The following is a 22,858-nucleotide window of genomic DNA, read 5'->3' as shown; positions in this document are numbered from 1 at the left end:
TACGATTGATCCAAGCAACATCCATGACATGGATATCAACGCGGCATCAAAAAACTAAGTAAACACACGCGTTGGTCAACGAATTAATAGGTATACAGCACCTGCACCACACCTATCATTCTCGCTAATTATTAGTCCCAAAACCGCCGAGGAATACTTACGACCACACGATTATATTTGGTCCAATTAAAAGTAGGTATGACTGCGATCATAAGCTAAACATTGCTACCAATAAGTGCGATATTGTCGGCTAATTCTGATAACAAGAAACTCAATAAAGCGCTCAAAGTCACATCTTTGATTGGACAGACCTCCACTTATGACCGCTGTCATATCGGCAATTTGTCACTTTGAAATACTACGTAACAAGCAATACCTATAACTAGAAAATATTTGCGTAGAAATACAATTTCTATGTCAGGACTTGATCGAATAATGAATGGAACTGGAGGTTCTTATGAAACAAATTCTCTCCGGCATACTTAATCAGCTACAGCGAATAGGGGCATCATTAATGCTGCCAATCGCTGTGTTGCCCGTTGCCGCACTGCTACTGCGATTTGGGTCGCCAGATTTACTCGACCTGCCTTTTGTAAAAGCCTCTGGTGGCGCTATCTTTGGTGGGCTACCCATGCTGTTTGCCGTTGGGATTGCCGTTGGTTTAGCAAAAGATCATAACGGTACCGCTGGCGTTGCCGGTGTTATCGCACACCTTATTATTTTGGAAGGTGCGAAAACCATCACACCCGACCTAAAAATGGGCGTGTTGTCAGGGATAATAGCGGGTCTCATGGCGGGTTATCTTTATAACAACTTCAAAGACACCAAACTGCCTGATTGGCTTGGCTTCTTTGGTGGTAAACGATTTGTACCGATCGTAACGGCATTATGCTCAATCGTCATGGCGTTCATTGTCGGTCACGGTTTCCCTGCTATTGGCGCAATGATCAACAACTTTGGCATGTGGATGATTGAAAGTGGCGAACCCGGATTGTTTGTTTACGGCGCAATGAACCGTCTTCTTATCCCGTTTGGTTTGCATCATATCCTCAATAGTATTGTTCGCTTTATGTTTGGTTCGTATACCGACCCATCGGGTACTGAGATCATTGGCGATCAATTACGCTTCTTTGCTGGCGATCCAGAGGCTGGCGCGTTCATGACAGGTTGCTACGTCGTGATGATGTTTGGCTTACCCGCGGTTTGTTTAGCCTTTTACACGACAGCGAAGAAAGAGCGTCGTAAGGCACTTGTCGGCATGCTGGTCTCTATTTCACTGACCAGCTTCCTGACAGGTATCACTGAACCCATTGAATTCCTATTCATGTTCACCGCACCTATTTTGTTTGCGCTGCACGCTATCTTAATGGGCATGTCCTATGTTATTTCAGACCTATTGAACATCAAACATGGATTTGGCTTCTCTGGGGGCTTCATTGATTATGTTCTCAACTGGAACCTTTCTACGAACCCTATTCGTATCATCCCCCTAGGCTTAGCATACTTCGCCATTTACTTCGTCACCTTTACGGCTGCGATCAAGTACTTCAATTTAAAAACACCAGGACGTGAAGATGATGAAGAAGCCGTTGAATCGGTAAAAACAACCACCAACAATGACGAACTGGCGGGCGCATACTACGCCGCAGCTGGAGGCTACACCAACATTCAAAACATCAACTGCTGTATGACACGCTTGCGTCTTACGCTAGAAAGTAGTGACCTTGTGGATGACGCCGCTTGCAAACGCCTTGGGGCCGCTGGTGTCATTCGTCCTACGCCAACCACTGTACAAATCATTGTTGGCACATCAGCAGAAATGATTGCGGAAGATATGAGAGCAAAACATCTCCAAGAAGCGGAAAAAGAGGCGGATAGTCTTAAGAAAGCTGCTACGTAACAGCAACTCAAAGTAGGTTGCTGCACTAAAGCCTCCTTCGGGAGGTTTTTTCTATACATACGCCCATCCTAAATATCGTCGGTGTTCTAACGCTAACTTACCGCACTAACTTACCGCACTAACTCTCTAACATATCGGTCGTTTAGTTATTCCTAGAATGAACGTTTCAAAATACTGCTTCAAAGGATGGCGATAGACACAGACAGCACACCAATAATATGCAAACATCAGAGTGACACTAAATAGGGAATCATAGGAGTAAATAAATGGATTTTGATTTGGCTTGTTGCGAGTTTCGCAAAGTCACATTTTCTAAGGGCGAAGACATTTATCTTCAACATGATAACGCCGACTGCTTCTATTTCATCGACAATGGCTTGGTCGCGCTAAATCGACTATTACTCAACGGCAAAGAAGTACTCAGTCGAGTCTACTCATGTGAGCAGTATTTTGGTTACCGCACACTTCTTTCCGGTCAAACGTACCACGTAGGCGCGAAAGCGTTAACGGATGTAACCCTGACAAAAATTCATGTCGTAAACCTTGATGCCTTTTTTCAAAACAACATCAACTTCGTCCGTTTTCTAATGAGCGAAATGGCAACCGAGTTGCGCCATGCCGAAATTCGCCTGTCAAAAATGCCAAGTCACAGCGTAGAACTCAGAGTCATCGACAGTATGATCGATTTGGTCAAGGTCGACTCCACCTATAATTGGACATACCGTGAAATTGCCTCTCACTGCGGGTGCTCGACAGAAACCGTTATTCGTGTGAGTAAAAAATTAAAAACCAGCCACCTTATGGAAGGGAAAAACACCCAAAAATCCTTTGATATTGAAAAGCTGTATCACGAAAGAATGCGCCTTGCCATGCTATAAGCAGTGCGGACGTATAAAGATCTAACTTTTTCCTACAACGCAATTAACTTTATAAAAATACATCAATTATTTCGTGTTTTTGGAGTGACCGCACGGTGGTCATTTCAGATTATGTTACGATGCGCCTACGAATTTCTTCTGGGTTGATAACAACTTGAACAACAAAGTAAAGTTTTTATTCATCGCGCTTGCACTCGGTGCAGGCTTTCTCCTGCCTAATTTACTCAATAAAGCGAAAACCATGCATGTCGATTTAAGTGAATACTGCATGCTATCAACCAAGCTTTGTGAGCAAGATGGCGTTAAAATTCAACTCAACAAAGACCGAGCCCATCCATTACTGCCCGTTGAGATACAAGTGTTCTGGCCTGATGCAGAAGCCGAACAACTACTGGTGTCTTTGCAAGGAAAAGAGATGGACATGGGTGTGGTGAAATACCAACTAGAAATGAATAAACCTAATGTCTACCAAGGTGAAATTGTTCTTCCTGTCTGCACTGAAGATAGCATGACATGGTATGGCACCATCGCCGAAGGCGAGAATTCAGTGCAAGCGGCAATAAGGATGACGCGATGAACAAAAAATGGTTACTGCTACTTATTGGCGCTTTTGCTGTCGGTATTGCAACGAATATCACCCTGCAGCAAAAAAAAGAATCTAACCAGCAAGCCGAGGCTGAACGTCAGATCGCGCAAACATCAAGTACGGTATTGTTTGGAGAAAATGATACGCCAACGGCTATCTTTGACCCACAAGATCCCCGTATTCGCATCGTCTATTTTGGTTTTACTCGTTGCCCCGATGTTTGCCCAACGTCACTGGCTATGCTGGCTGGCGCGCTCAATCAGATTGATGAATCAAGTAAAGCAACCATTCGTCCTTTATTTATCTCGCTCGATCCAGAACGTGACGCAGCGTCAGCGTCCGCTGAATATGCCCAGTATTTTCACCCTATGATCGAAGGTTTGTCCGCACCGCTGGACATCACCACACCGTTGGCTCATCGCTATGGCGTGATATTTCGTAAAACAGAACTAGAGGGATCCAAACTTGGTTATACCCTCGACCATAGCTCTTACTTCTATTTTCTTAAACCCGATGGCACATTGATTGAGAAGGTGCCTCACACCCTAACTCCAGCTCCTATTATTGAGGCGATCAAGCGACTGAATAATCAGGGATAGATACCACGACAACAAGAATCGGAATCCACATGAAGCTCAACAAAACACTCTTATCTCTTCTTGCACTTGCACCATTATCATTTGCCAATGCGGCAATTGATGTTCACGATGCCTACGCGCGCGCGACTGCGCCAAATGCGACAACCAGTGCGGTATTTGCCACCATAGAAAACACCAGTGATAATGTCAGGACCCTAGTCAAAGCAAACTCACAAGCCGCTGCTGTGGTCGAGCTTCATGATGTGGTGATGAATGGCGAGGTGATGCAAATGCGCCAAGTCCAGAACATTGAGATCCCAGCGAACGGTCATGTCATGTTAAAGCCTGGCAGCCTGCACATCATGCTACTGGATATCAATGAGCCATTAAAAGAAACCCAAACGATTGACGTAGAACTAACGTTTGCCAATGGTGAAGTACAAGTGGTTACCGTGCCAGTGAAAAAAGTCATGTCAGGCATGAACAAAATGAACCACGATCACCATTAAAATAACCCATTATTTCTGAGATTAATGACTCTTAGCGTTAGTAATAGCTAAGTATCAAATAAACAAAAAGCGCATCATCGATGCGCTTTTTCATGGTTAATATAGCTCGCTATAACCTACGATGCGGCGTACTCACCTTCCCATACGATACGACGGTAACGATCTGGATTGGTGTCTCCTTCGGTACTAAACAGCAAAACCACTGACTCTGCATTTAGACCAACTTGCTCATCCAAACCCTGCGTATGCAGTTCACCTAATGCACCTAACGTGATCGCCCCTGACTCGCCACTGATGATCTTCGGATCATCGCTCAGTGGGTTACCCAAAATACGCATACCGTTCGCGGACACACTGTCCTCTACCGACACAAAATAACGACTACAATCACGCAGAACAGGCCACGTCACCGGGTTAGGTTCACCGCATGCAAGACCTGCCATAATGGAGTTCAAATCGCCGCTCACATTCACCATATTGCCTTCTGCGCTGGTGCCTGAGCGATAAATACAATCCGCAGCCGCAGGCTCTGCAATAATAGTATCAAAGGTATCAGCGCCTAACTTATCCGCTAAATACCCCAATACACCACCCGCCATCGCGCCAACACCCGCTTGCAGTACCACATGCGTCGGCATGCCAACTTCCAGCACCGCAACTTGCTCAACCGCTTCATCCGCCATGGTCATATAGCCTTGAGAAATCCAYGTTGGAATTTCTTCATACCCTTCCCAAGCCGTGTCTTGTACTAGCATCCAACCATTTTCTTGCGCCGTTTCATTAGCAAGGCGYACRGTATCATCGTAGTTMACRTCSGTCACAATGCACTCTGCGCCYAAACCTTTAATRCGMTCWACGCTSGCTTGCGCCGAACCTTTTGGCATGTACACCACCGCGTTTTGCCCCATTTCACGCGCCGCCCACGCCACGCCTGTRCCRTGGTTACCTGCAGTTGCTGTAGCAAACGTTAATGGCGCCTCAAGCTTTGATGACACGGTTTTTAAGTCAATTTCAGCAATATCCACATTCAAGTGTTTGGCCAATTGACGACCTARTGCRTAGGAGCCACCCAAYACTTTGAACGCATTAAGACCAAAACGCTTAGATTCATCTTTCACCAACACCGCTTTCACGCCTAACTGTTGCGCTAGGGCAGGTAAAGACACTAACGGTGTCGGTGTGTAACCTTCAATTTTTTGGTGAAATTGACGCGCTTGAAGCGCTTGATCAGCAGAAAAAAGGACGCTGGTTTTTCCAGAATAGAATTTATTGTTGGCGAGTTTGAGCATGATGAATACCTAAAGAAAACGAAGTGAGAGTAACAAGCCACACAAGGATTCATCAGAGTATGAAGTTGTGGTTGATAGGTTCCGGTGACTTGTCATGACAGAGGGTAACTATTTATTTGATATACGCGATCGCTTCAACTTCAACCAAGGCGTCTTTCGGCAATCTTGCGGCTTCTACACAAGAGCGTGATGGCGCATTTTCAGTACCAAATACTTCTGTGTACACCTCGTTGAATGCCACAAAGTTTTCCATATCCGATAGGAAACACGTGGTTTTCACCACGCTATCAATAGACGCGCCAGCCGCCTCTAATACTGCTTTTAAGTTAGACAGCGATTGGCGAGCTTGCTCGGTAATGCCCCCTTCAACAAAAGCCATCGTCGTTGGATCTAGCGGTAACTGACCGGATGTAAAAACCAGCTCTTTGAATGCTGTACCTTGTGAATAAGGACCGATAGCGGCAGGTGCTGACTCTGTATGAATGGTTGTTTTCATCTTAATTTACTCTTTGATAGTGTTAAGCTTTAAACTCACGAATGTATTTATAAATAGCATGGCGAGTAATCCCAAGGCGGTCGGATACGAGTCCTGTTGCCTCTTTCAATTCAAAAATGCCGTTCTCAAATAAGAGCTTAGTAATAGTCTTATTGCGGCTCTTCAAGTTAACGGATGCATCATTCTCAACTTCTAGGATCGCGTGTTCCAGAGCTTGTTCAATAACGTCAGTTGCTGAAGCGCTAAAGTTTTCGTGTACGCCAACATGCGGCAAAGCGCTGTCGGGCATCAGAGTCTTCATGATTTCAGGGAACGGGTGAGACAGGTTCATGTTGATACAAAACAAGCCAATTGGCTTCCCCCCCTCTCCAGCAAGAACACAAGTCGTTGATTTTAATAGAGAGCCATCTTTACTATTGGTAAAGTAGCATTTAGGTGTCACTTCACCCGTTCTCTCAAATGCGCTTAGCATTCTAAGCCCCATATCGGTGATCGGCGATCCCACTTCACGTCCGGTATGGTGACCATTGACAATCTTAACCACTGATTTTTCGAAACTCTCAAACGAGTGGATAACCACTTCACAATGAGGACCAATAAAATCAGCCATCGTATCGGCTAGGCGAAAATTAGACTCTAAATATTCTCTATCTGTGTCGGTAAATTCGACATTAAATGACTTATATGCTGCTGCGTTCATCTTAGACCACTACTGTTAACTTCAACTCAAGACACATTGTCCCTTCCTATAGAAGTGATTGCAATAGCAAACTCAACTTTATGTAACTATATAACTACAAACATTCATACCCATCAACACAAAAGTTAACGATTCAGGTCTAAAGTTTGTTATTTTTGACTAAAATCAAGTTTAAACACAAAAAAAACCGCAACTCCGTACACTAAAGTTAACCATAAGACTTGGGTCACATTATTTAACTGAAATATAAGTAATATGCTCAATATCAAATATATGAATCAAACAATATGGTCTGAGCTGGTTGCAAAGGCACAAACCAATAATAAAAATAGGGGTAACACTTGATGACTAACTACTTAAACCGAGGCTTTGAACTGGCGGAGTTTGAAAACAGAACATTACGTGCTCAAAAAGTCATGCATGACAAAAAACTCGATGCCATGATTTTCACCACCGAGCCTAACGTTCGTTACTTCACCGGTTTTCACACCCAGTTTTGGCATAGCCCAACACGCCCTTGGTTTGTCATCGTGCCTGCCGAAGGTAAACCTATTGCCATCATCCCTGAAATCGGCGCAAGCGGTATGGCCGGAACTTGGATTGATAACATCATTACTTGGCCATCTCCAAGACCTGAAGATGACGGCATTAGCCTCGTCGCCAGCGCATTAAACTCTCTACCGTGTAAGCATGGCCGAGTGGGCGCGACGTTAGGGATTGAATCTCACCTTCGTATGCCAGTGAACAACTACTTAAAACTCACCACCATGGTGAAAAAAGACTTCGTTGATGTCTCTCTAGAAATGCACGGTCTTCGCCAGATTAAATCTCAAGCCGAAATCGAAAAAACACGTGAAATATGCCGCATCACTAACGTCGCCTTCGACAAAGTTCCAAGCTACGCCAAAGCGGGCATGTCCGAGCGTGAAATCTGTAAACAGTTCCGCATTGATATGTTGCTAGAAGGCGCCGATGAGTGTCCGTACATCATTGCAGGCTCCGGTCCTGACGGCTATGACAGCATCATTATGGGTCCSACCGACCGYATTATTGAACCGGGTGACGTGCTGATTATCGATACGGGTGCGGTGCGTGATGGTTACTTCTCTGATTTCGACCGCAACTGGGCATTTGGTCACGCCAGTGAGCAAACCAAAGCCGCGTATCGCGCCACCTATGAAGCCACCACTAAAGGTTTTGAAGCGGCGAAACCGGGCGCAACCACCACTGATATTTATAACGCCATGTGGAAAGTGCTAGAAGCCAACGGCGCACTAGGGAACGACGTCGGTCGTCTTGGTCATGGTCTGGGAATGGAGCTTACTGAGCGTCCATCTAACACCGCCACCGACAACACCATCCTAGAGCCAGGCATGGTGATGACGCTTGAGCCGGGCATGGTCTACGCACCGGGCAAATCTATGGTGCACGAGGAAAATATCGTCATCACCGAAAACGGCGCGGAATGGTTGTCTGAACGCGCGGCTCCTGAACTCATCATCATCGACTAATTCAACTAATCATAACAATAAGCCAAGGCACGCCCTGCCAAATGCAGGGCACTTTGCAGGATCACATAATGAACACTATTGAAGAATTCAAAAACTGGGAAATCAACCTTCCACACACCCAAGCTCCGCGCATTGCTCGCGTCCATATTGGTTTAGTGCAACTAAGTACGGATCATTCACTAGAAATGGATTGGGCAAAACTGCTTGGCACGCAAGCGGGTATTTTCAGTTCACGGGTTTACTACAGCAGTGAAATGACGCCCGAAGCGCTCGATAAAATAGCAAGCGGGATCAGCGAAGCGTCCGATCTTATTGCCTATGGCTTACCTATGGACGTGATGGCATTTGGTTGTACTTCCGCCTCTATCATTATTGGCGAAGAAAAAGTCGCGAAACTGCTCACGAAAAATAGAGGTGATATTCCAGCAACCAACCCTTGGACTGCAGCGCAAGCGGCGTTTAAGCACTTAGGCGCAAAGAAAATCGCCGTGTTTTCACCCTACCCAACTGAGGTCAACTTCCCGCTCTATAACCAACTTACCGCTGCCGGCTTTAAAGTCTGCACGCTTGGTTCATTAGGGATAGAGAAAGATACCGATATCACCAAGATCTCGAAAGAATCCATGATGTCAGCACTCGACCAAATCTTACCGGAATCAGGGGCTGATCTCGTATTCATGTCTTGCACCAACTTACGTGTACTCGACCACATTCAAGAAATTGAAAACAAATTCAATATCCCTGTTGTATGCAGCAACTCGGCAATGTTTTGGCATGCCATGCACTTAACAGGTCACACAGCACACTGCCCAGGTTACGGCAAACTTTTAAATCTATAAGGAAATAACCATGAGTAATACAACTAAAGGCTGGATAGCCGCGATTTTTATTGGTCTTCTTTGGGGCATCCCTTGGATCGTTGGTACACCAATCCTTGAAGTCATGGATGCACAAGTCTTGGTATGGGTACGATATACCGTTGCTTTCATTACCTTATTTGTCATTATCCAAGTCAGCAATGCCATGGGTAAACCGCAAAAGAAAATAGACTTCAAACTTAACTGGGAGAACCGTCATGATATCTTTTGGGCTGCTTGTTGTGGCATTATTGGTCAAGGCGCATTCAGTTTCCTTTCGTTTCTTTCTCTTGACTATATCACTGCATCTGAAAACGGCGTTATTCAAGGGTTAATCCCGATCATCATTCTATACGTGGGCTTTATTCGCCACGGTGAACGCTTCACTCCTTTGCAAATCCTCGCTGCTGGCGGTGCATTTGTCGGCGTTGCTATCCTTGTTATGGACCCCTCTGTAGAAGGCAGTGGCTTTAACATTGGACACCTAATCTGCTTTGGTAGTGCCGCTAGCTTCTCAACTATGGCCTACGCTCGTGCTAAGCTCGCCGAAAAATATGGCTCTGTCGCCACCATGTACCACCAATTTGTCTTTGCTGCTATCGGCTTCGGTCTCTACTTATTGGTCGTTGGCGCAGATTTCTCATCTGCACTTGGTATCTTTAGTTCACCGCTACGTGTGCTCTGCATTACCATCCTTGGTGTCGGCATCTCTGGTATTAGCTACCTTATCTACATCTACGCAATGGAGCGTGTTGGCGTAGATGGCACTGGTATGGCGCTTAACCTCATGCCTCTATCTTCTTTCGTCCTTGCTGTATTTGCTTTGGGCGAAGCCGTAACACCTATTCGTTTGTTGGCCATTGCCGTTGTTATTGGCTCAATGATGATGTTTATGAAGTTTGCTAACAAAAAGAAAGCCGAGTCAGCACCAACAGCAAAACTGGCTGAAAGTAACTAACCGTGAACACGACGACTAAGGGATGGATAGCTGCAATTGGTGTCGCTTTACTCTGGGGAACAGAAGGATCGCTAGCGACAATGCCATTGCAGACTATCGACGCAAAAGTACTTGTTTGGCTTCGTTATTTGATTGCCTTTAGCGTACTTTGCGTGGTCTTAGTCGTCGCCTCTTTTGCTAAACAGCAAACTCTCACCAAGAACCAGACTTTAACCAAGAAACCGCCCCTTACTTTTCGCTGGGAACATCGCCAAGATATTCTAAAGCTTGCAGTATGTGGCATTGTCGGTCAGGGCTTATTTAGCTTTTTCTCCTTCCAATCTCTCGATTACATCACTATTTCTGAAAATGGTGTGATTCAAGGTCTGGTTCCTATCGCTATTTTGTTCGTTGGATACCTTTGTTATGGCGAACGCTTCAGCGTATTGCAAATCATAGCGGTTGGGGTCGCGCTATGTGGCGTAACACTTCTTGTTTTCGCCCCCTCAACCGATGCTTCAGGACTCAATATTGGTCACTTCTATTGCTTGATGAGTGTGATGAGTTTTGCGTCTGTCACTCACATTCGAGCTCAGCTAGCCGACAAGTACGGTGCAGCCTGTACGATGTGTTATCAATTCGGTTTTGCTGCTATCGGGTTTTTGGTTTATCTCTTATCTACCGACATTAAGATTCAGACCGCGTTACTGCTTGTACACCAACCTTTTGCCCTCACTTGCGTCATGATTCTTGGCTTATTTGTGTCTGGTATCGGTTATCTCGTCTATATCTATGGGATTGAACAAGTGGGTGTAGACAGCAGCAGCATGGCATTGAACCTTATGCCAATGTCCGCCTTTTTTATTGCAACTACGTTTTTTGATGAACCAGTCACGCCGCTTCGACTTTTCGCTATTTGCCTAATCATTGGCGCCATGATGTTATTTGCCAAACCTAGCCGTACATTGGCTCGCTCCTCACAAAGAGTCGTCAACGACTCGTAAGTAACGCCAATCGTATGTGATTACTCACGCTAGTGATGCCAATTGTTAATGTGCTACCATAACCTAGACTTCACTAATAAGGGGAATTTCATGATTGTGTTACACACCTACCCGGCAACATTGGTCGCGACAAAATAATCTCTCACTTTCTTGATTACTTAACGACTTATTGCCCGGTATTAATAACCCGGGGTTATGTGTCTACTGCACACGCTTACATTTGTAAGTACCTAACCCTATTAAAATTATTCAAATCGTGTAAAACGTTTAGGTACCAACAATGACTTCTATTTTTACTCATCCAATTTCTATCAATGAACTTGGCTGGAAATCGTACTTCCAACAACAACTCACACTTGATGACTATGACAACACGGTAGTCGGTCGTATTATTGCCCATCATCGCAGTGGTTATATCGTCTGTACTGAGGAGCAAGAATTTCATTTAGAGCACCATGCTCAGCACCCTTCCATGACTGTCGGGGATTGGATCTTGCTAGACAACGAGCAGGCTTTTGTTCGCCTACTTGAACGTAAATCTTTATTTAGTCGTAAAGCGCCAGGTTCAAAAGTAGAAGAGCAGTTTATTGCCGCCAATGTCGACTGTGTGTTTATCGTTTGTTCACTCAATGACGATTTTAATCTCAGCCGAATTGAGCGATATCTAACGCTGGTTAACGAATCTCAAGCCGAGGCGGTCATTGTGCTCACCAAGTCTGATTTATGTCTTGATGCCGATGAAAAACGCCAACAAGTACAGAACCTCGATCCTTTCTTAATCATCGAAATGGTTAACGCACTGGACGCCGATACACTAAGCGGACTCGCCTCTTGGTGCCATCAAGGTCAGACTGTGGCGTTTATGGGTTCATCTGGTGTCGGCAAATCAACCTTAGTGAACAGCCTAATGGCATCCGAAATCCAAGCCACCGGTGGTATTCGCGAAGACGACAGCAAAGGACGTCACACCACGACGTCTCGCTCTATGCACAAGATGTCGCAAGGTGGACTGTTGCTAGATACACCCGGCATGCGTGAAATACAGCTTACGGCAAGTGAAGATGGACTAGCAGAAACCTTTAGCGACATTGAAGCGTTAATCGCGCAATGCCGCTTTAGTGATTGCCAGCACAATAACGAACCTGGATGCGCAGTACGTACCGCGCTGGAAGCCGGAAGTGTGAACGCAAGACGTTTAGACAATTACTACAAACTGCTTAGAGAGCAAGCCCATAATAGCGCTTCATTGGCAGAGAAACGCAGTAGTGATAAGCAGTTTGGTAAATTTATTCGTTCTGTCCAAACTGAAAGCCGCAGTCGAAAGAAAGGCTATTAGCCGTAGCGCTAATTTGGCTATTTGTTAACTTAGCTATTTTGGTTAACTTAGCTGTTGGTTAATTTAGCTATTTGGCCACCTTAACCATTCAGTTCACATCGCAACTCCCCCAAAGACCCTAGCCACTAGGGTCTTTTTTATATGTTAAACAAAAACAAATCATTAACATATAACACCATAATACCCTACATATCCCACAATTTTATACTACGTATTAATTAAAACTGGACACATATATTCGCAACTATATTATAACAACCGCAAACACACATTCTTACAATACAATTATAAAGGTAAAAAAAATGCAGAACTCTAGCTTGTTGGCCCGATATGCCAATGGCAATCTGGTTCTCCAGATCCTTGCGGGTATCGTCTTCGGTGTCATCCTAGCGATCGCTTCACCTTCTACAGCACAAAGCTTCGGAATGCTTGGTAGCTTGTTTGTTGGTGCACTAAAAGCCGTTGCACCCATTTTAGTTTTCATTTTGGTAGCGGCCTCGATTGCAAACCAAAAGAAAAATCAAACGACGCACATGCGTCCAATCATTATTCTTTACCTGATTGGCACCTTTACCGCAGCATTAACTGCTGTGTTAATGAGCTTCCTTTTCCCAACCGAGCTTACATTAGTGGCGGGAGCAGAAGGGGCGACACCACCACAAGGTATTGCAGAAGTTCTACACACCTTACTATTTAAGCTCGTCGACAACCCAGTCAGCGCACTTATGAATGCCAACTACATCGGTATTCTTGCGTGGGCTATCGGTCTAGGACTTGCTCTGCACCATGCGTCAGATACAACGAAAGCCGTTTTCGAAGACCTGAGCCATGGTGTTTCACAGATCGTACGTTTCATCATCCGCTTAGCACCATTTGGTATCTTTGGTTTGGTTGCTGCTACCTTTGCAACCACAGGTTTCTCTGCTCTAGCCGGCTACGCAAAATTACTTTTTGTACTACTGACATCAATGGCGATCATCGCGCTTGTGGTTAATCCAATCATTGTTTACGTCAAAACCAAACAAAATCCATACCCATTGGTTTTTCAATGTCTTCGTGAAAGTGGCGTAACAGCCTTCTTCACTCGTTCAAGTGCTGCCAATATTCCTGTGAATATGAATTTATGTGAAAAGCTTGAGTTAGATGAAGATACGTACTCAGTTTCTATTCCCCTAGGCGCGACCATTAACATGGCTGGCGCTGCAATTACTATCACGGTTCTTACCTTAGCCGCTGTGCACACAATGGGTATCGAAGTCGATTTATTAACGGCTCTGCTTCTGAGTATTGTTGCTGCTGTCTCTGCTTGTGGCGCATCCGGTGTAGCGGGTGGTTCATTGCTGCTGATTCCACTTGCATGTGGACTGTTTGGGATTTCCAATGACGTCGCCATGCAAGTCGTAGCGGTAGGCTTTATCATTGGTGTTATCCAAGATTCTGCTGAAACCGCGCTGAACAGCTCGACAGACGTCGTCTTCACCGCTGCGGTGTGTAAAGCTGAGCAAGACAAGCTAAGCTAAGCGACCGAGTGCAATAAAAAATGGCAGCGAATATCGCTGCCATTTTTATTCCCCTAGCCTTCACCATTACATTGCTATGCAAGCTCCTTCCACAACTCAGTCTTCATCTATATCGTGTTCATCAACACACGCTATCTAGTATGCAAATTCAAATGCGTTGAATCACTTGCGCGATAAGTCTCGCGCCAAAATTAACGCCAAACCAAACACTTGCAGGAAAAGGGCAATATCTTTATAAAAAGCCATGTCTTTTTCAATCAATTGCATCTCTTCCGTCATCACTAAATTGTCTAAATACAAATTGTCGATAATGTCTCTTTGCACCTGCTGGGACTGGTCAATTAATCGCATCAGTTCTGCAAGATTTAGTTTAGTAATTGCGGGGACGGGTTCTATCACCCAAGACGAAAGTTGCTTGACCACAGCATCCTTAATCGCATTATTTTCTGGGGACGGTAACTTTTCTGATACCTCTAAATGCAACAATAATCCTTCACGCTTTCTCTCTAGCGTTTCGACCTTATTCCAAGCCAGTTGGATCGAGTATTGATTGGCCGCCTTTTTATCACCTAACTGTGTCAATTCGGCCATCATCTTATCGAGCACTTGGCTTGATAGCACGATTGCCATCACATTGAGCATCAGACCAATTGAAACGGTTACCCACGTTGGGGGAAATTTTAAGGTCATCGCTAGAGCAGTTTGTTAAAGGGTAAATAAAGCAAGTTAGAGATAATTAGACCCACCATCACCGCTAAAGTGAGTTGCATCCCTAACACGCGTCCCTTAAACTTTTTCGACAAAATACCGCGAGCATGGATCACCCGGCCAATAATAAACATGCACCCCATAGTGTGAACCCATAATAATGGTGCACCGTTGAATTCCACCAGAGCCATTAAGATAACCGTTATTGGGATGTAATCGATAGCGTTGCCTTGGGCACTGCGCGCGATCTGTAGCCCTTCTACCCCTCCATCAGCGTAAGCAACTTGATTAGTCCTTCGCTGTTGAATGACTTTCACTGACAACCAGATCATCAGTACCGCTAATAACGATGCATATAAAGCAGTAACCATTAATAGTCCTTATTTCTTAACGTGTTATTTATTCGTTTGAACGGTCATGTTTGAGTGTAGAACAGTCTTTAATTTTCTCCAGATAAAGCAAAGCCCAGCAGAAGCTGGGCTTAATCGTAGTCTCTATGTATTTAGTCGGTACAACTAACCTTTGTATTTATAGAATACCGTCGACAATGGCGGTAGACGCAACGCCAACGATTGAGGCTGTGATTCACTTTCTACCCCTTCGCTGTTAACTAAATTGATCGCCTCAAAACCGCTACCCGCGTATTTCTCATCGTCCGTATTAAGCAGTAACTCATAGCTTCCCGCCAGAGGTACCCCTAAGCGGAATGCTTCGTGCGGTACAGGGGTAAAGTTTGATACCACCAAAATACGTTCGCCATTATCACTAATACGCTCGTGAGCCAGGATACTGGCTTCTGCCGCATCTTGAAGACGCCACTCAAAACCTTTTGGTTCTGAATCTAACTCAAACAAGGCTTTTTCAGCTTGGTAGAGTTTATTGAGATCACGCGTAACGGCTTGAACACCTTGGTGACGCTCAAACTCCAACAAGAACCACTGCAGTTGGTCATCATGATTCCATTCACCTGTTTGACCGAATTCAGCGCCCATGAAATTAAGTTTCTTGCCTGGTTGCGCGTACATGTAACCTAAATAGGCTCTTAAGTTAGCCGTTTGCTGCCACTCATCGCCGGGCATTTTGTTATGAATAGAATGCTTGCCGTAAACCACTTCATCATGAGATAGCGACAATACATAGTTTTCGCTATGGGCATACACCAATGGGAAGGTGATGGTATCGTGATGATACTTACGGTTAATGGGATCTTCTTGGATGTAAGAGAGGCTGTCGTGCATCCATCCCATATTCCATTTAAAGCCAAAGCCTAAGCCGCCCATAAAGGTTGGCGCAGAAACACCAGGGAACGCTGTCGATTCTTCCGCAATGGTCATGGCATTTGGGAAGTGCTTGTACACTTCTTCATTCATCCACTTCATCGTGGCGATCGCATCATAGTTTTCACGACCACCGTCAGCGTTTGGAATCCATTGATCGTGACTACGTGAATAATCGAGATACAACATCGACGCAACCGCATCAACACGAATACCATCAATATGGAACTGCTCAAACCAATACAGTGCATTCGACACTAAGAACCGGCGAACGTGCTCACGCCCCAGATCGTAAATATACGAGTTCCAATCTTGATGCCAACCACGACGTGGATCAGGGTCATGGTACAACGGTGTACCGTCAAAGTTTGCTAAACCATGATCATCAGAAGGGAAATGCGCAGGCACCCAATCAAGTACCACACCTAATCCCGCCAAATGGCACTGCTCGACAAAGTACTTAAAATCATCAGGCGAGCCAAAACGGCTGGTTGGCGCAAACAACCCTACTGGTTGGTAACCCCATGAACCATAAAACGGATGTTCAGAAACGGGCATCAGCTCAACATGCGTGTAACCCATATCGGTGAGATACGGAATTAACTCGCCCGCCAGTTCTCGGTAATTAAGAAATTCACCTTGAGCATTACGCTTCCAAGATCCCACATGCAGTTCATAGAACGACAACGCTTCTTTTCTTTTTTCCGTCACCGGACGATTTTGCCAAGCATCATCCTGCCACTGATAGCGGCTATGGTCATAGGTGACCGAGGAGAATGATGGGTATTGCTCTGAGTAGAACCCCCACGGGTCGGCTTTATGAGGCAGGCCTTCTCCATTTGGGCCTTTCATTTCAAACTTATATTGCGCCCCTTCGGCAAGCTCAGGGATAAAAATCCCCCAAACGCCATAATCTAGACGCTGCATTGGGTTGCGACGCCCATCCCACTCATTGAAATTACCGACCAAGCTCACCGCCGTCGCATGAGGGGCGTAAACAAGAAAGCGTGTGCCTTGCACTTGCTTGCCATCACGATCCAAAGAAATGAACTGCGACCCCATATGGTGGTACATCGCCTTTGGGGTGTGCAGCTCTTCGTATTCCGCGTACAAGGCATGATATTGATACGGGTCGTCAATAACTTGCTCGGTACCACTCCAATCAACAGCCAACTGATAATGGGTGTATCTCAAATCGAGGTCTGATTCTAAGACAAAACCGGATGCCGCTTCTCGGATAAGCGGTAGGCGTTCGCCCGATGCCAAAATCACCGCTACATTATCCGCACCTGGAATCCAAGTACGAAGTGCAATGCCGTCATCTTGTAAATAGGGACCTAAGAACGAAAACGGGTCTGCAAATGCAGCATTCGACAACTGTTCGTACGCCTGATCTTGTCTTTTAAGCCTTGTTTTATTCAACGTTCATCTCCCTCGACCAAATCTGTCTCCTAATTGTAATTTTTAAAGCATTAGAGACATCATAAAAAAGCCCGTGCAAGACGGGCTACCAGCAATTTTTCATTGTACTTAAATCCCGGTATACAGGAAGTGATTCATTCGTGATTTTCGTGTGCAACCTGTTATAAAACACAGGATTTACAGTATAAACTCATCACTACTGACTCACGCTTAGAAATGACTTTAATTGCATATAAATACAAAAAAGCACAGCCTTCAGAAACACAAGCCGTTTGCTCTGAATTATGCTGTGCTTTTACCATCTAATGGACGATTATTCGCTAGCGTTACTTCTTACGTGCGACAGACTTTTTGCAATTCGGTTGACACTTTCTTTTGCAAAAACTTCATCTAAATTCATCGACAATTTACGACGCCAGTTAGGATATTCGTTAACTGTGCCCGGAATATTAACCGGCTTATCCATTTCCAACCAGTCTTCAAGCTGAACACTCAATAGTGTGGATGAACCCGCGCCAAGATGTAATTGCAACGCTTCACTTAAATAGGTGTCCATAGGCACCATACTTGCGTCACGTCCTACCCCTTCCGGTAAGTAACCATGCCATGCAACACTATCCAAAATACCCTGTTTACATTCTAAGCGATCGTTAAACAATTCCTTTAGCTGTGCTTCATCTGGATACAAACCAATTTCTTGGCCCATTTTCAAATCATCGCAATGCCAGAAACCGCGTAATGTCGGCATATCGTGAGTACACAGAGCTGACATCGACTGTTCTGCATAATGCTTGGGTGAAATAAAACCACCATCTTCTGCGGTTTCAAAGAAGAACACCTTGTACGAATGCACACCCGCTTCACGCAAAATATCCACGATCTCGTCTGGCACGGTCCCTAAATCTTCACCAATTACACTACACTGATGACGGTGTGATTCTAGCGCTAAAATAGCCAGCATATCTGCCACAGGGTAGTAGATGTAAGCCCCTTTCGTCGCATTTTCACCTTTCGGGATCCACCACAAACGCAATAGACCTAAAACATGGTCAATACGTAACGAGCCACAATGTTTCATGTTAGCGCGTAATAGCTTGATATAAGCGTCATAAGCAGTAGCATGCAACGCTTGCGGATTCAGTGGCGGTAACCCCCAATTTTGACCTAAAGGACCCAAAATATCGGGTGGAGCACCAATGCTCGCATCCATGACAAGATCACCATTATCGGCCCATGTCTCAGAGCCAGAATCTGCCACACCCACTGCAAGGTCACGATACAGACCCACCGCCATGCCTTTTTCTTCGGCTAGCGCTTGAGCTTCATTAATCTGTGTATCAGCAACCCACTGTAAGTACATGTATAGGTGAACTTTATCTAGATTTTCTGCGATAAATTTCTGAGTTCCAACATTTTCAAATCGACGGTATTTTTCAGGGAAAACCGGCCATCCCCAAACATTTGCATCCGCCGCATGAAGTTCTGCATGAATGGCATCAAATGCCGCTTGATGCATTAAGCTCTCACCACCTTGCTCGACAAAGTCTAAGAACATCGCAGCACGTTCGGTTTGTTTATCAAGGTGACGCTGTTTAAATTGGTCAAACAGTAATGGCAAAACGCTCATTTTAAGCGCCGCAACTTCGGTGTAATTCACCCAATGAGAATCACGTGCTTTTTGTAAGCGAGCTTGGAACTCCGAGCTGCCTACTTTTTGCTGGGCATCGGCACTTAACGCAAACTCAGGTACTGAACTCACATCAATATATAAAACATTCAACCAACGACGTGAAGAAGGGCTGTAAGGGCTAGCGCCTTCTGGATTTGCAGGGAACAGCGAATGAATTGGGTTTAAACCCACAAAATCGCCACCACGAGCAGCAATATCATTCACTAACTGTTTTAGATCACCAAAATCACCAATACCCCAGTTGTGCTGAGTGCGAAGCGTATACAGTTGAACACTTGGACCCCAAAGCTTTTTACCTTGTTCAATCTGTGACTGCTTAAAACATGCCTTTGGCGTACGAATAAGAGTCATTTCATACGGTGTCTTGCGACGTTTTCTTTCTAAATAGAGTTTGTGGTAACCCCAAGCTAAATCATTTGGTAACGAAAATACTAAAGGGCCACCCTCGGCGCGCTCATCACGAACGATTTGAGACTGAAGATAGCCTTCAAGTACTTCTCCCTGCTCCGTTTCTAGACGCCAACTAAAATCACTCTCTCGAGCACTCGCGCCAAGGTTAAGTTCCACCTCTATAGCATCGCCGTCTTTCACGACAAGTACCGGCTCAAGTACTTCTTTTTTGTGTTTTCTCTCTGCTGATTTCAGCAAAGTCTCATCGTTGGTCGTGTCATAGCCTAAAGACGCAAGCAGGCGAAGAATAATATCGTCTTCAACTTTCGCTTCACTGCCCCACGCACTCACGTAGCTGTCGGCTATTTTTGCCATCTCAGCAACTTGCTTTAATGCTGTTTGTTCTGTCATCGCTCTCTCCGAAGGACATCTATTACCTTCAAATCGGTAGGGTAATTTATTTATAAAAAGGGAAAAGCCAAGGCACGAGGCCTTGGCTAAGCTTGCTTAGCGAGATACTGCTTCAAGCTTCCAGATGTTGTTCACATAATCGCGAATAGAGCGATCTGATGTGAATTTACCAACTAAGGCCGTATTCAAAATCGCCTTCTTCGCCCACCCTGCTTGGTCTTGGTATTGTTTGCTCATATCTTCATGCGCTTGCACGTATGACGCAAAGTCTGCCAAACATAGGTAAGGGTCACCACCATCTAACAGGCTATCAAAGGTCGCACGAAGCAAACCTGGTTGACCTGGTGAGAACTCGTCACCTAACAGTAAATCTAGCGACGCTTTTAGTAGTGGGTCAGCATTGTAGTAATCGTAAGGGTTATAGCCTTGCGCTTTCACCGCTTGAACGCCATCCACATCCAAACCAAAGATGTAAATATTCTCATCACCGACTTCTTCACGGATTTCAACGTTAGCACCATCCATCGTACCAATCGTTAATGCGCCGTTTAGGGCCATCTTCATGTTACCCGTACCTGACGCTTCTTTACCGGCAAGGGAAATTTGCTGAGAAACATCAGCAGCTGGAATGATGATCTCAGCCATACTGACACGGTAATCAGGGATAAAGACCACTTTAAGCTTGTTACCGATACGAGGATCGTTATTGATCTTCTCAGCAATCTTGTTAACCGCGAAGATGATTTCTTTCGCTAGGTGGTAACCCGGTGCTGCTTTCGCCGCAAAGAAACAGACGCGAGGCTCACATTCGAAACCCGGTTCATTCAGAATACGGTGGTATAGCGAAAGAATATGTAGCAAGTCTAGATGCTGACGCTTGTATTCGTGTAGACGCTTGATTTGAACGTCAAAGATAGCGTTAGTATCGAGCTCAATACCCATGTTTTCTTGAACCCAATCAGCAAGGCGCTGCTTGTTTTCCTTCTTAACCGCCATGAATTCTTTTTGGAATTTCGCATCAGTTGCAAACTGAGCAATGCCTTCTAGCTGCTCAAGTTTCGCTGGCCACTCCGTACCAATTTTGCCCGTAATTAAGCTAGATAGGCCTGGGTTACAGAACTTCAACCAACGACGCGGCGTGATGCCGTTCGTAACGTTAGTCAATTTACCTGGGAAGATTTCATTGAACTCTGGGAACAGGTCTTTCTTAACCAGTTGCGAGTGAAGCGCTGCCACACCATTTACTTTATAAGAACCAATCACACATAGGTTGGCCATGCGAACCATACGGTGGAAACCTTCTTGGATGATAGAAAGCTTCGCTTGCTTCTCACCGTCACCAGGCCACATCTTGCGAACTTCTTGCATGAAGCGATGGTTGATTTCAAAGATGATTTCCATGTGACGTGGAAGAAGACGGTTGATCAATGACTCAGACCAAGTCTCTAGTGCTTCTGGAAGCAATGTGTGGTTCGTGTAGGCGAACGTGTGTGCACTGATTTCCCATGCTTCATCCCAAGAGAGGCCCTTCTCATCGATCAGGATGCGCATCAACTCAGGAATTGCGATAGTTGGGTGCGTATCGTTAAGTTGAATCGTCTCTTGCTTAGGAAGATCAGCAAGGGCAAAACCTGCAGCTTCATGACGACGTAGAATATCGCGAACTGACGCTGCTGAGTGGAAGTACTGCTGCATTAAACGCAGAGTCTTACCTTTCTCATGGTTATCGTTCGGGTAAAGGACTTTAGTAATGTTACCCGCATCAATTAGCGAGTGCTGGGCTTCGAAGTAATCGCCGTTGTTAAAACTCGCAAGTGAGAAAGGTGCAATTGCCTGACATTCCCAAAGGCGCAGTGGGTAAACGGTGCTTGATTCGTAACCTACGATAGGTAAATCCCAAGGCATTGCTTTTACTTCCATGCCCGGAACCCAAGTGCGTACTTCTTTACCGTCGATGAATTCAACGTCTACATGACCGTAAAAACCAATATGCTGTGCCAGCTCTGGACGAGCAACTTCCCACGGGTAACCTTCAACACCGCGCCATGCGTCAGGTGCCTCTTTTTGACGGCAGTCTTGGAAAGACTGCTTAAATAGACCGTACTCATAGTGAAGACCGTAGCCCACCGTTGGGTATTCTTGAGCAGCACAAGAATCCATGAAACAAGCGGCAAGACGACCTAGACCACCGTTACCAAGTGATGGGTCACGCTCTTCTTCAAGAAGGTCTGTTAGGTTATGGCCCAACTCTTCCATTGCTTGAGTGATTTGCTCATATAGCCCCATGCTGATCAAGTTGTTACCTGTCAGGCGGCCAATTAGAAATTCTAAGGATAGGTAGTTAACGCTTTTTGCGTTTTTAATGCGGTCATCCGCTTCTGTTGCAAGTAAGTCAAAAGTGGTGAGTTCTGCCAAAGCGCGACCCATAGCCAAATACCACTGGTGCTCAGTTGCGGTTTCTACTGTTGTTGCGTAAGTCGCAGAAAGGTGCTTTTTAACACTGTCTTGAAAAGAAGCTTTATTGAATTTTTTCTGTTGCGCAGGTTTCATTAAGAAATCTCACTTTAAGTTTTATCCATCTGTCACATATCGTGCATGGTGACGTCTCCTTAAACATCCTCCTATCTCCGACTCCGTGGAGGATGAGTGACGAGGGCGTAGAGGGCGTACTCCCCCTCATTAAGTGATCAATATCTCATTGCGCTCGAGCTTTAGCTTTTATCCGGTGATACCGATCACGCCAACGTCACTTTCACTGTAATCGCTAACTAAGTCGTTACCGTGAATTAGATGCATATCAAATTCAATATTTGAGTCTGAGATCACAATTGCATTCAAATTTTCACCTAATCAGGCCAA

19 protein-coding genes are annotated in these 22,858 nt (G+C 45.2%); 11 read left to right on the top strand and 8 right to left on the bottom strand.

All coding sequences use genetic code 11. The features are described 5' to 3' along the window. Positions 1-457 precede the first annotated feature (457 nt). From L4D05_RS11755 to L4D05_RS11735, 5 genes are all read left to right on the top strand, one after another. A complete protein-coding gene (locus tag L4D05_RS11755; protein ID WP_428794102.1) occupies positions 458-1,900 on the top strand; it encodes a PTS transporter subunit EIIC in 1,443 nt (480 codons plus the stop codon). 266 nt (positions 1,901-2,166) lie between these two features. Further along, positions 2,167-2,778 carry a Crp/Fnr family transcriptional regulator gene (locus tag L4D05_RS11750; RefSeq protein ID WP_428754495.1) on the top strand — a complete coding sequence of 204 codons (612 nt, stop codon included), beginning with the start codon at positions 2,167-2,169 and terminating at the stop codon, positions 2,776-2,778. Between the two features lie 154 nt (positions 2,779-2,932). Continuing rightward, entirely contained in the window at positions 2,933-3,355 is a 423-nt protein-coding gene (locus L4D05_RS11745) for a hypothetical protein (RefSeq protein ID WP_428794101.1), read from the top strand. After that, positions 3,352-3,963, top strand: coding sequence for an SCO family protein (locus L4D05_RS11740; RefSeq protein WP_428754497.1), 612 nt, complete (start codon positions 3,352-3,354; stop codon positions 3,961-3,963). Before L4D05_RS11745 ends, L4D05_RS11740 begins: the two co-directional genes overlap by 4 nt. A gap of 29 nt (positions 3,964-3,992) precedes the next feature. Beyond that, positions 3,993-4,451, top strand: coding sequence for a copper chaperone PCu(A)C (locus L4D05_RS11735; RefSeq protein WP_428794100.1), 459 nt, complete (start codon positions 3,993-3,995; stop codon positions 4,449-4,451). A gap of 116 nt (positions 4,452-4,567) precedes the next feature. Here the strand turns inward: L4D05_RS11735 and dpaL are convergent, their stop codons facing one another. The 3 genes from dpaL to L4D05_RS11720 form a co-directional block, all read right to left on the bottom strand. After that, positions 4,568-5,740 carry a diaminopropionate ammonia-lyase gene (gene dpaL, locus L4D05_RS11730; protein WP_428794099.1) on the bottom strand — a complete coding sequence of 391 codons (1,173 nt, stop codon included), beginning with the start codon at positions 5,738-5,740 and terminating at the stop codon, positions 4,568-4,570. Between the two features lie 112 nt (positions 5,741-5,852). Further along, positions 5,853-6,236 carry a RidA family protein gene (locus tag L4D05_RS11725; protein WP_428754500.1) on the bottom strand — a complete coding sequence of 128 codons (384 nt, stop codon included), beginning with the start codon at positions 6,234-6,236 and terminating at the stop codon, positions 5,853-5,855. 22 nt (positions 6,237-6,258) lie between these two features. Further along, positions 6,259-6,936 (bottom strand): helix-turn-helix transcriptional regulator, encoded by a 678-nt coding sequence (locus L4D05_RS11720; protein WP_428754501.1) that lies wholly within the window; start codon positions 6,934-6,936, stop codon positions 6,259-6,261. Positions 6,937-7,280: 344 nt separating this feature from the next. On the opposite strand from L4D05_RS11720, the gene L4D05_RS11715 reads away from it, so the two are divergent. The 6 genes from L4D05_RS11715 (at position 7,281) to sstT (ending at position 14,101) form a co-directional block, all read left to right on the top strand. Further along, positions 7,281-8,447, top strand: coding sequence for a M24 family metallopeptidase (locus L4D05_RS11715; protein ID WP_428755026.1), 1,167 nt, complete (start codon positions 7,281-7,283; stop codon positions 8,445-8,447). 68 nt (positions 8,448-8,515) lie between these two features. Further along, positions 8,516-9,286, top strand: a complete 771-nt coding sequence (locus L4D05_RS11710; protein ID WP_428794098.1) for a maleate cis-trans isomerase family protein — start codon at positions 8,516-8,518, stop codon at positions 9,284-9,286. Positions 9,287-9,296: 10 nt separating this feature from the next. Continuing rightward, positions 9,297-10,262 (top strand): DMT family transporter, encoded by a 966-nt coding sequence (locus tag L4D05_RS11705; RefSeq protein WP_428794097.1) that lies wholly within the window; start codon positions 9,297-9,299, stop codon positions 10,260-10,262. 2 nt (positions 10,263-10,264) lie between these two features. Beyond that, positions 10,265-11,245: a DMT family transporter gene (locus tag L4D05_RS11700; protein WP_428794096.1), complete on the top strand. Its 981-nt coding sequence runs from the start codon at positions 10,265-10,267 to the stop codon at positions 11,243-11,245. Positions 11,246-11,525: 280 nt separating this feature from the next. Continuing rightward, positions 11,526-12,581 carry a ribosome small subunit-dependent GTPase A gene (rsgA, locus tag L4D05_RS11695; protein WP_428794095.1) on the top strand — a complete coding sequence of 352 codons (1,056 nt, stop codon included), beginning with the start codon at positions 11,526-11,528 and terminating at the stop codon, positions 12,579-12,581. A 302-nt stretch (positions 12,582-12,883) separates the two neighbouring features. Then, a complete protein-coding gene (sstT, locus tag L4D05_RS11690; RefSeq protein ID WP_428752976.1) occupies positions 12,884-14,101 on the top strand; it encodes a serine/threonine transporter SstT in 1,218 nt (405 codons plus the stop codon). Positions 14,102-14,263: 162 nt separating this feature from the next. Here sstT and L4D05_RS11685 read toward each other — a convergent pair whose 3' ends face one another. From L4D05_RS11685 to L4D05_RS11665, 5 genes are all read right to left on the bottom strand, one after another. Then, on the bottom strand, positions 14,264-14,791 hold the full coding sequence (locus L4D05_RS11685) for a DNA mismatch repair protein (protein WP_428794094.1): 528 nt from the start codon (positions 14,789-14,791) through the stop codon (positions 14,264-14,266). Between the two features lie 2 nt (positions 14,792-14,793). Next, entirely contained in the window at positions 14,794-15,180 is a 387-nt protein-coding gene (locus tag L4D05_RS11680) for an MAPEG family protein (protein WP_428752973.1), read from the bottom strand. A 144-nt stretch (positions 15,181-15,324) separates the two neighbouring features. Then, complete coding sequence (glgB, locus tag L4D05_RS11675; protein WP_428794093.1) at positions 15,325-17,508, bottom strand: 1,4-alpha-glucan branching protein GlgB; 2,184 nt, start codon at positions 17,506-17,508, stop codon at positions 15,325-15,327. A gap of 313 nt (positions 17,509-17,821) precedes the next feature. Then, complete coding sequence (gene malQ / locus L4D05_RS11670; protein WP_428794092.1) at positions 17,822-19,999, bottom strand: 4-alpha-glucanotransferase; 2,178 nt, start codon at positions 19,997-19,999, stop codon at positions 17,822-17,824. A gap of 96 nt (positions 20,000-20,095) precedes the next feature. Beyond that, positions 20,096-22,549, bottom strand: a complete 2,454-nt coding sequence (locus L4D05_RS11665; protein WP_428752969.1) for a glycogen/starch/alpha-glucan phosphorylase — start codon at positions 22,547-22,549, stop codon at positions 20,096-20,098. Positions 22,550-22,858 lie beyond the last annotated feature (309 nt).

It is taken from the genome of Vibrio nomapromontoriensis, assembly GCF_050337205.1.
Lineage (GTDB): Bacteria > Pseudomonadota > Gammaproteobacteria > Enterobacterales > Vibrionaceae > Vibrio > Vibrio nomapromontoriensis.
Note: the sequence above shows the minus strand (reverse complement) of the source record. Positions and strands in the feature narration are given on the sequence as shown.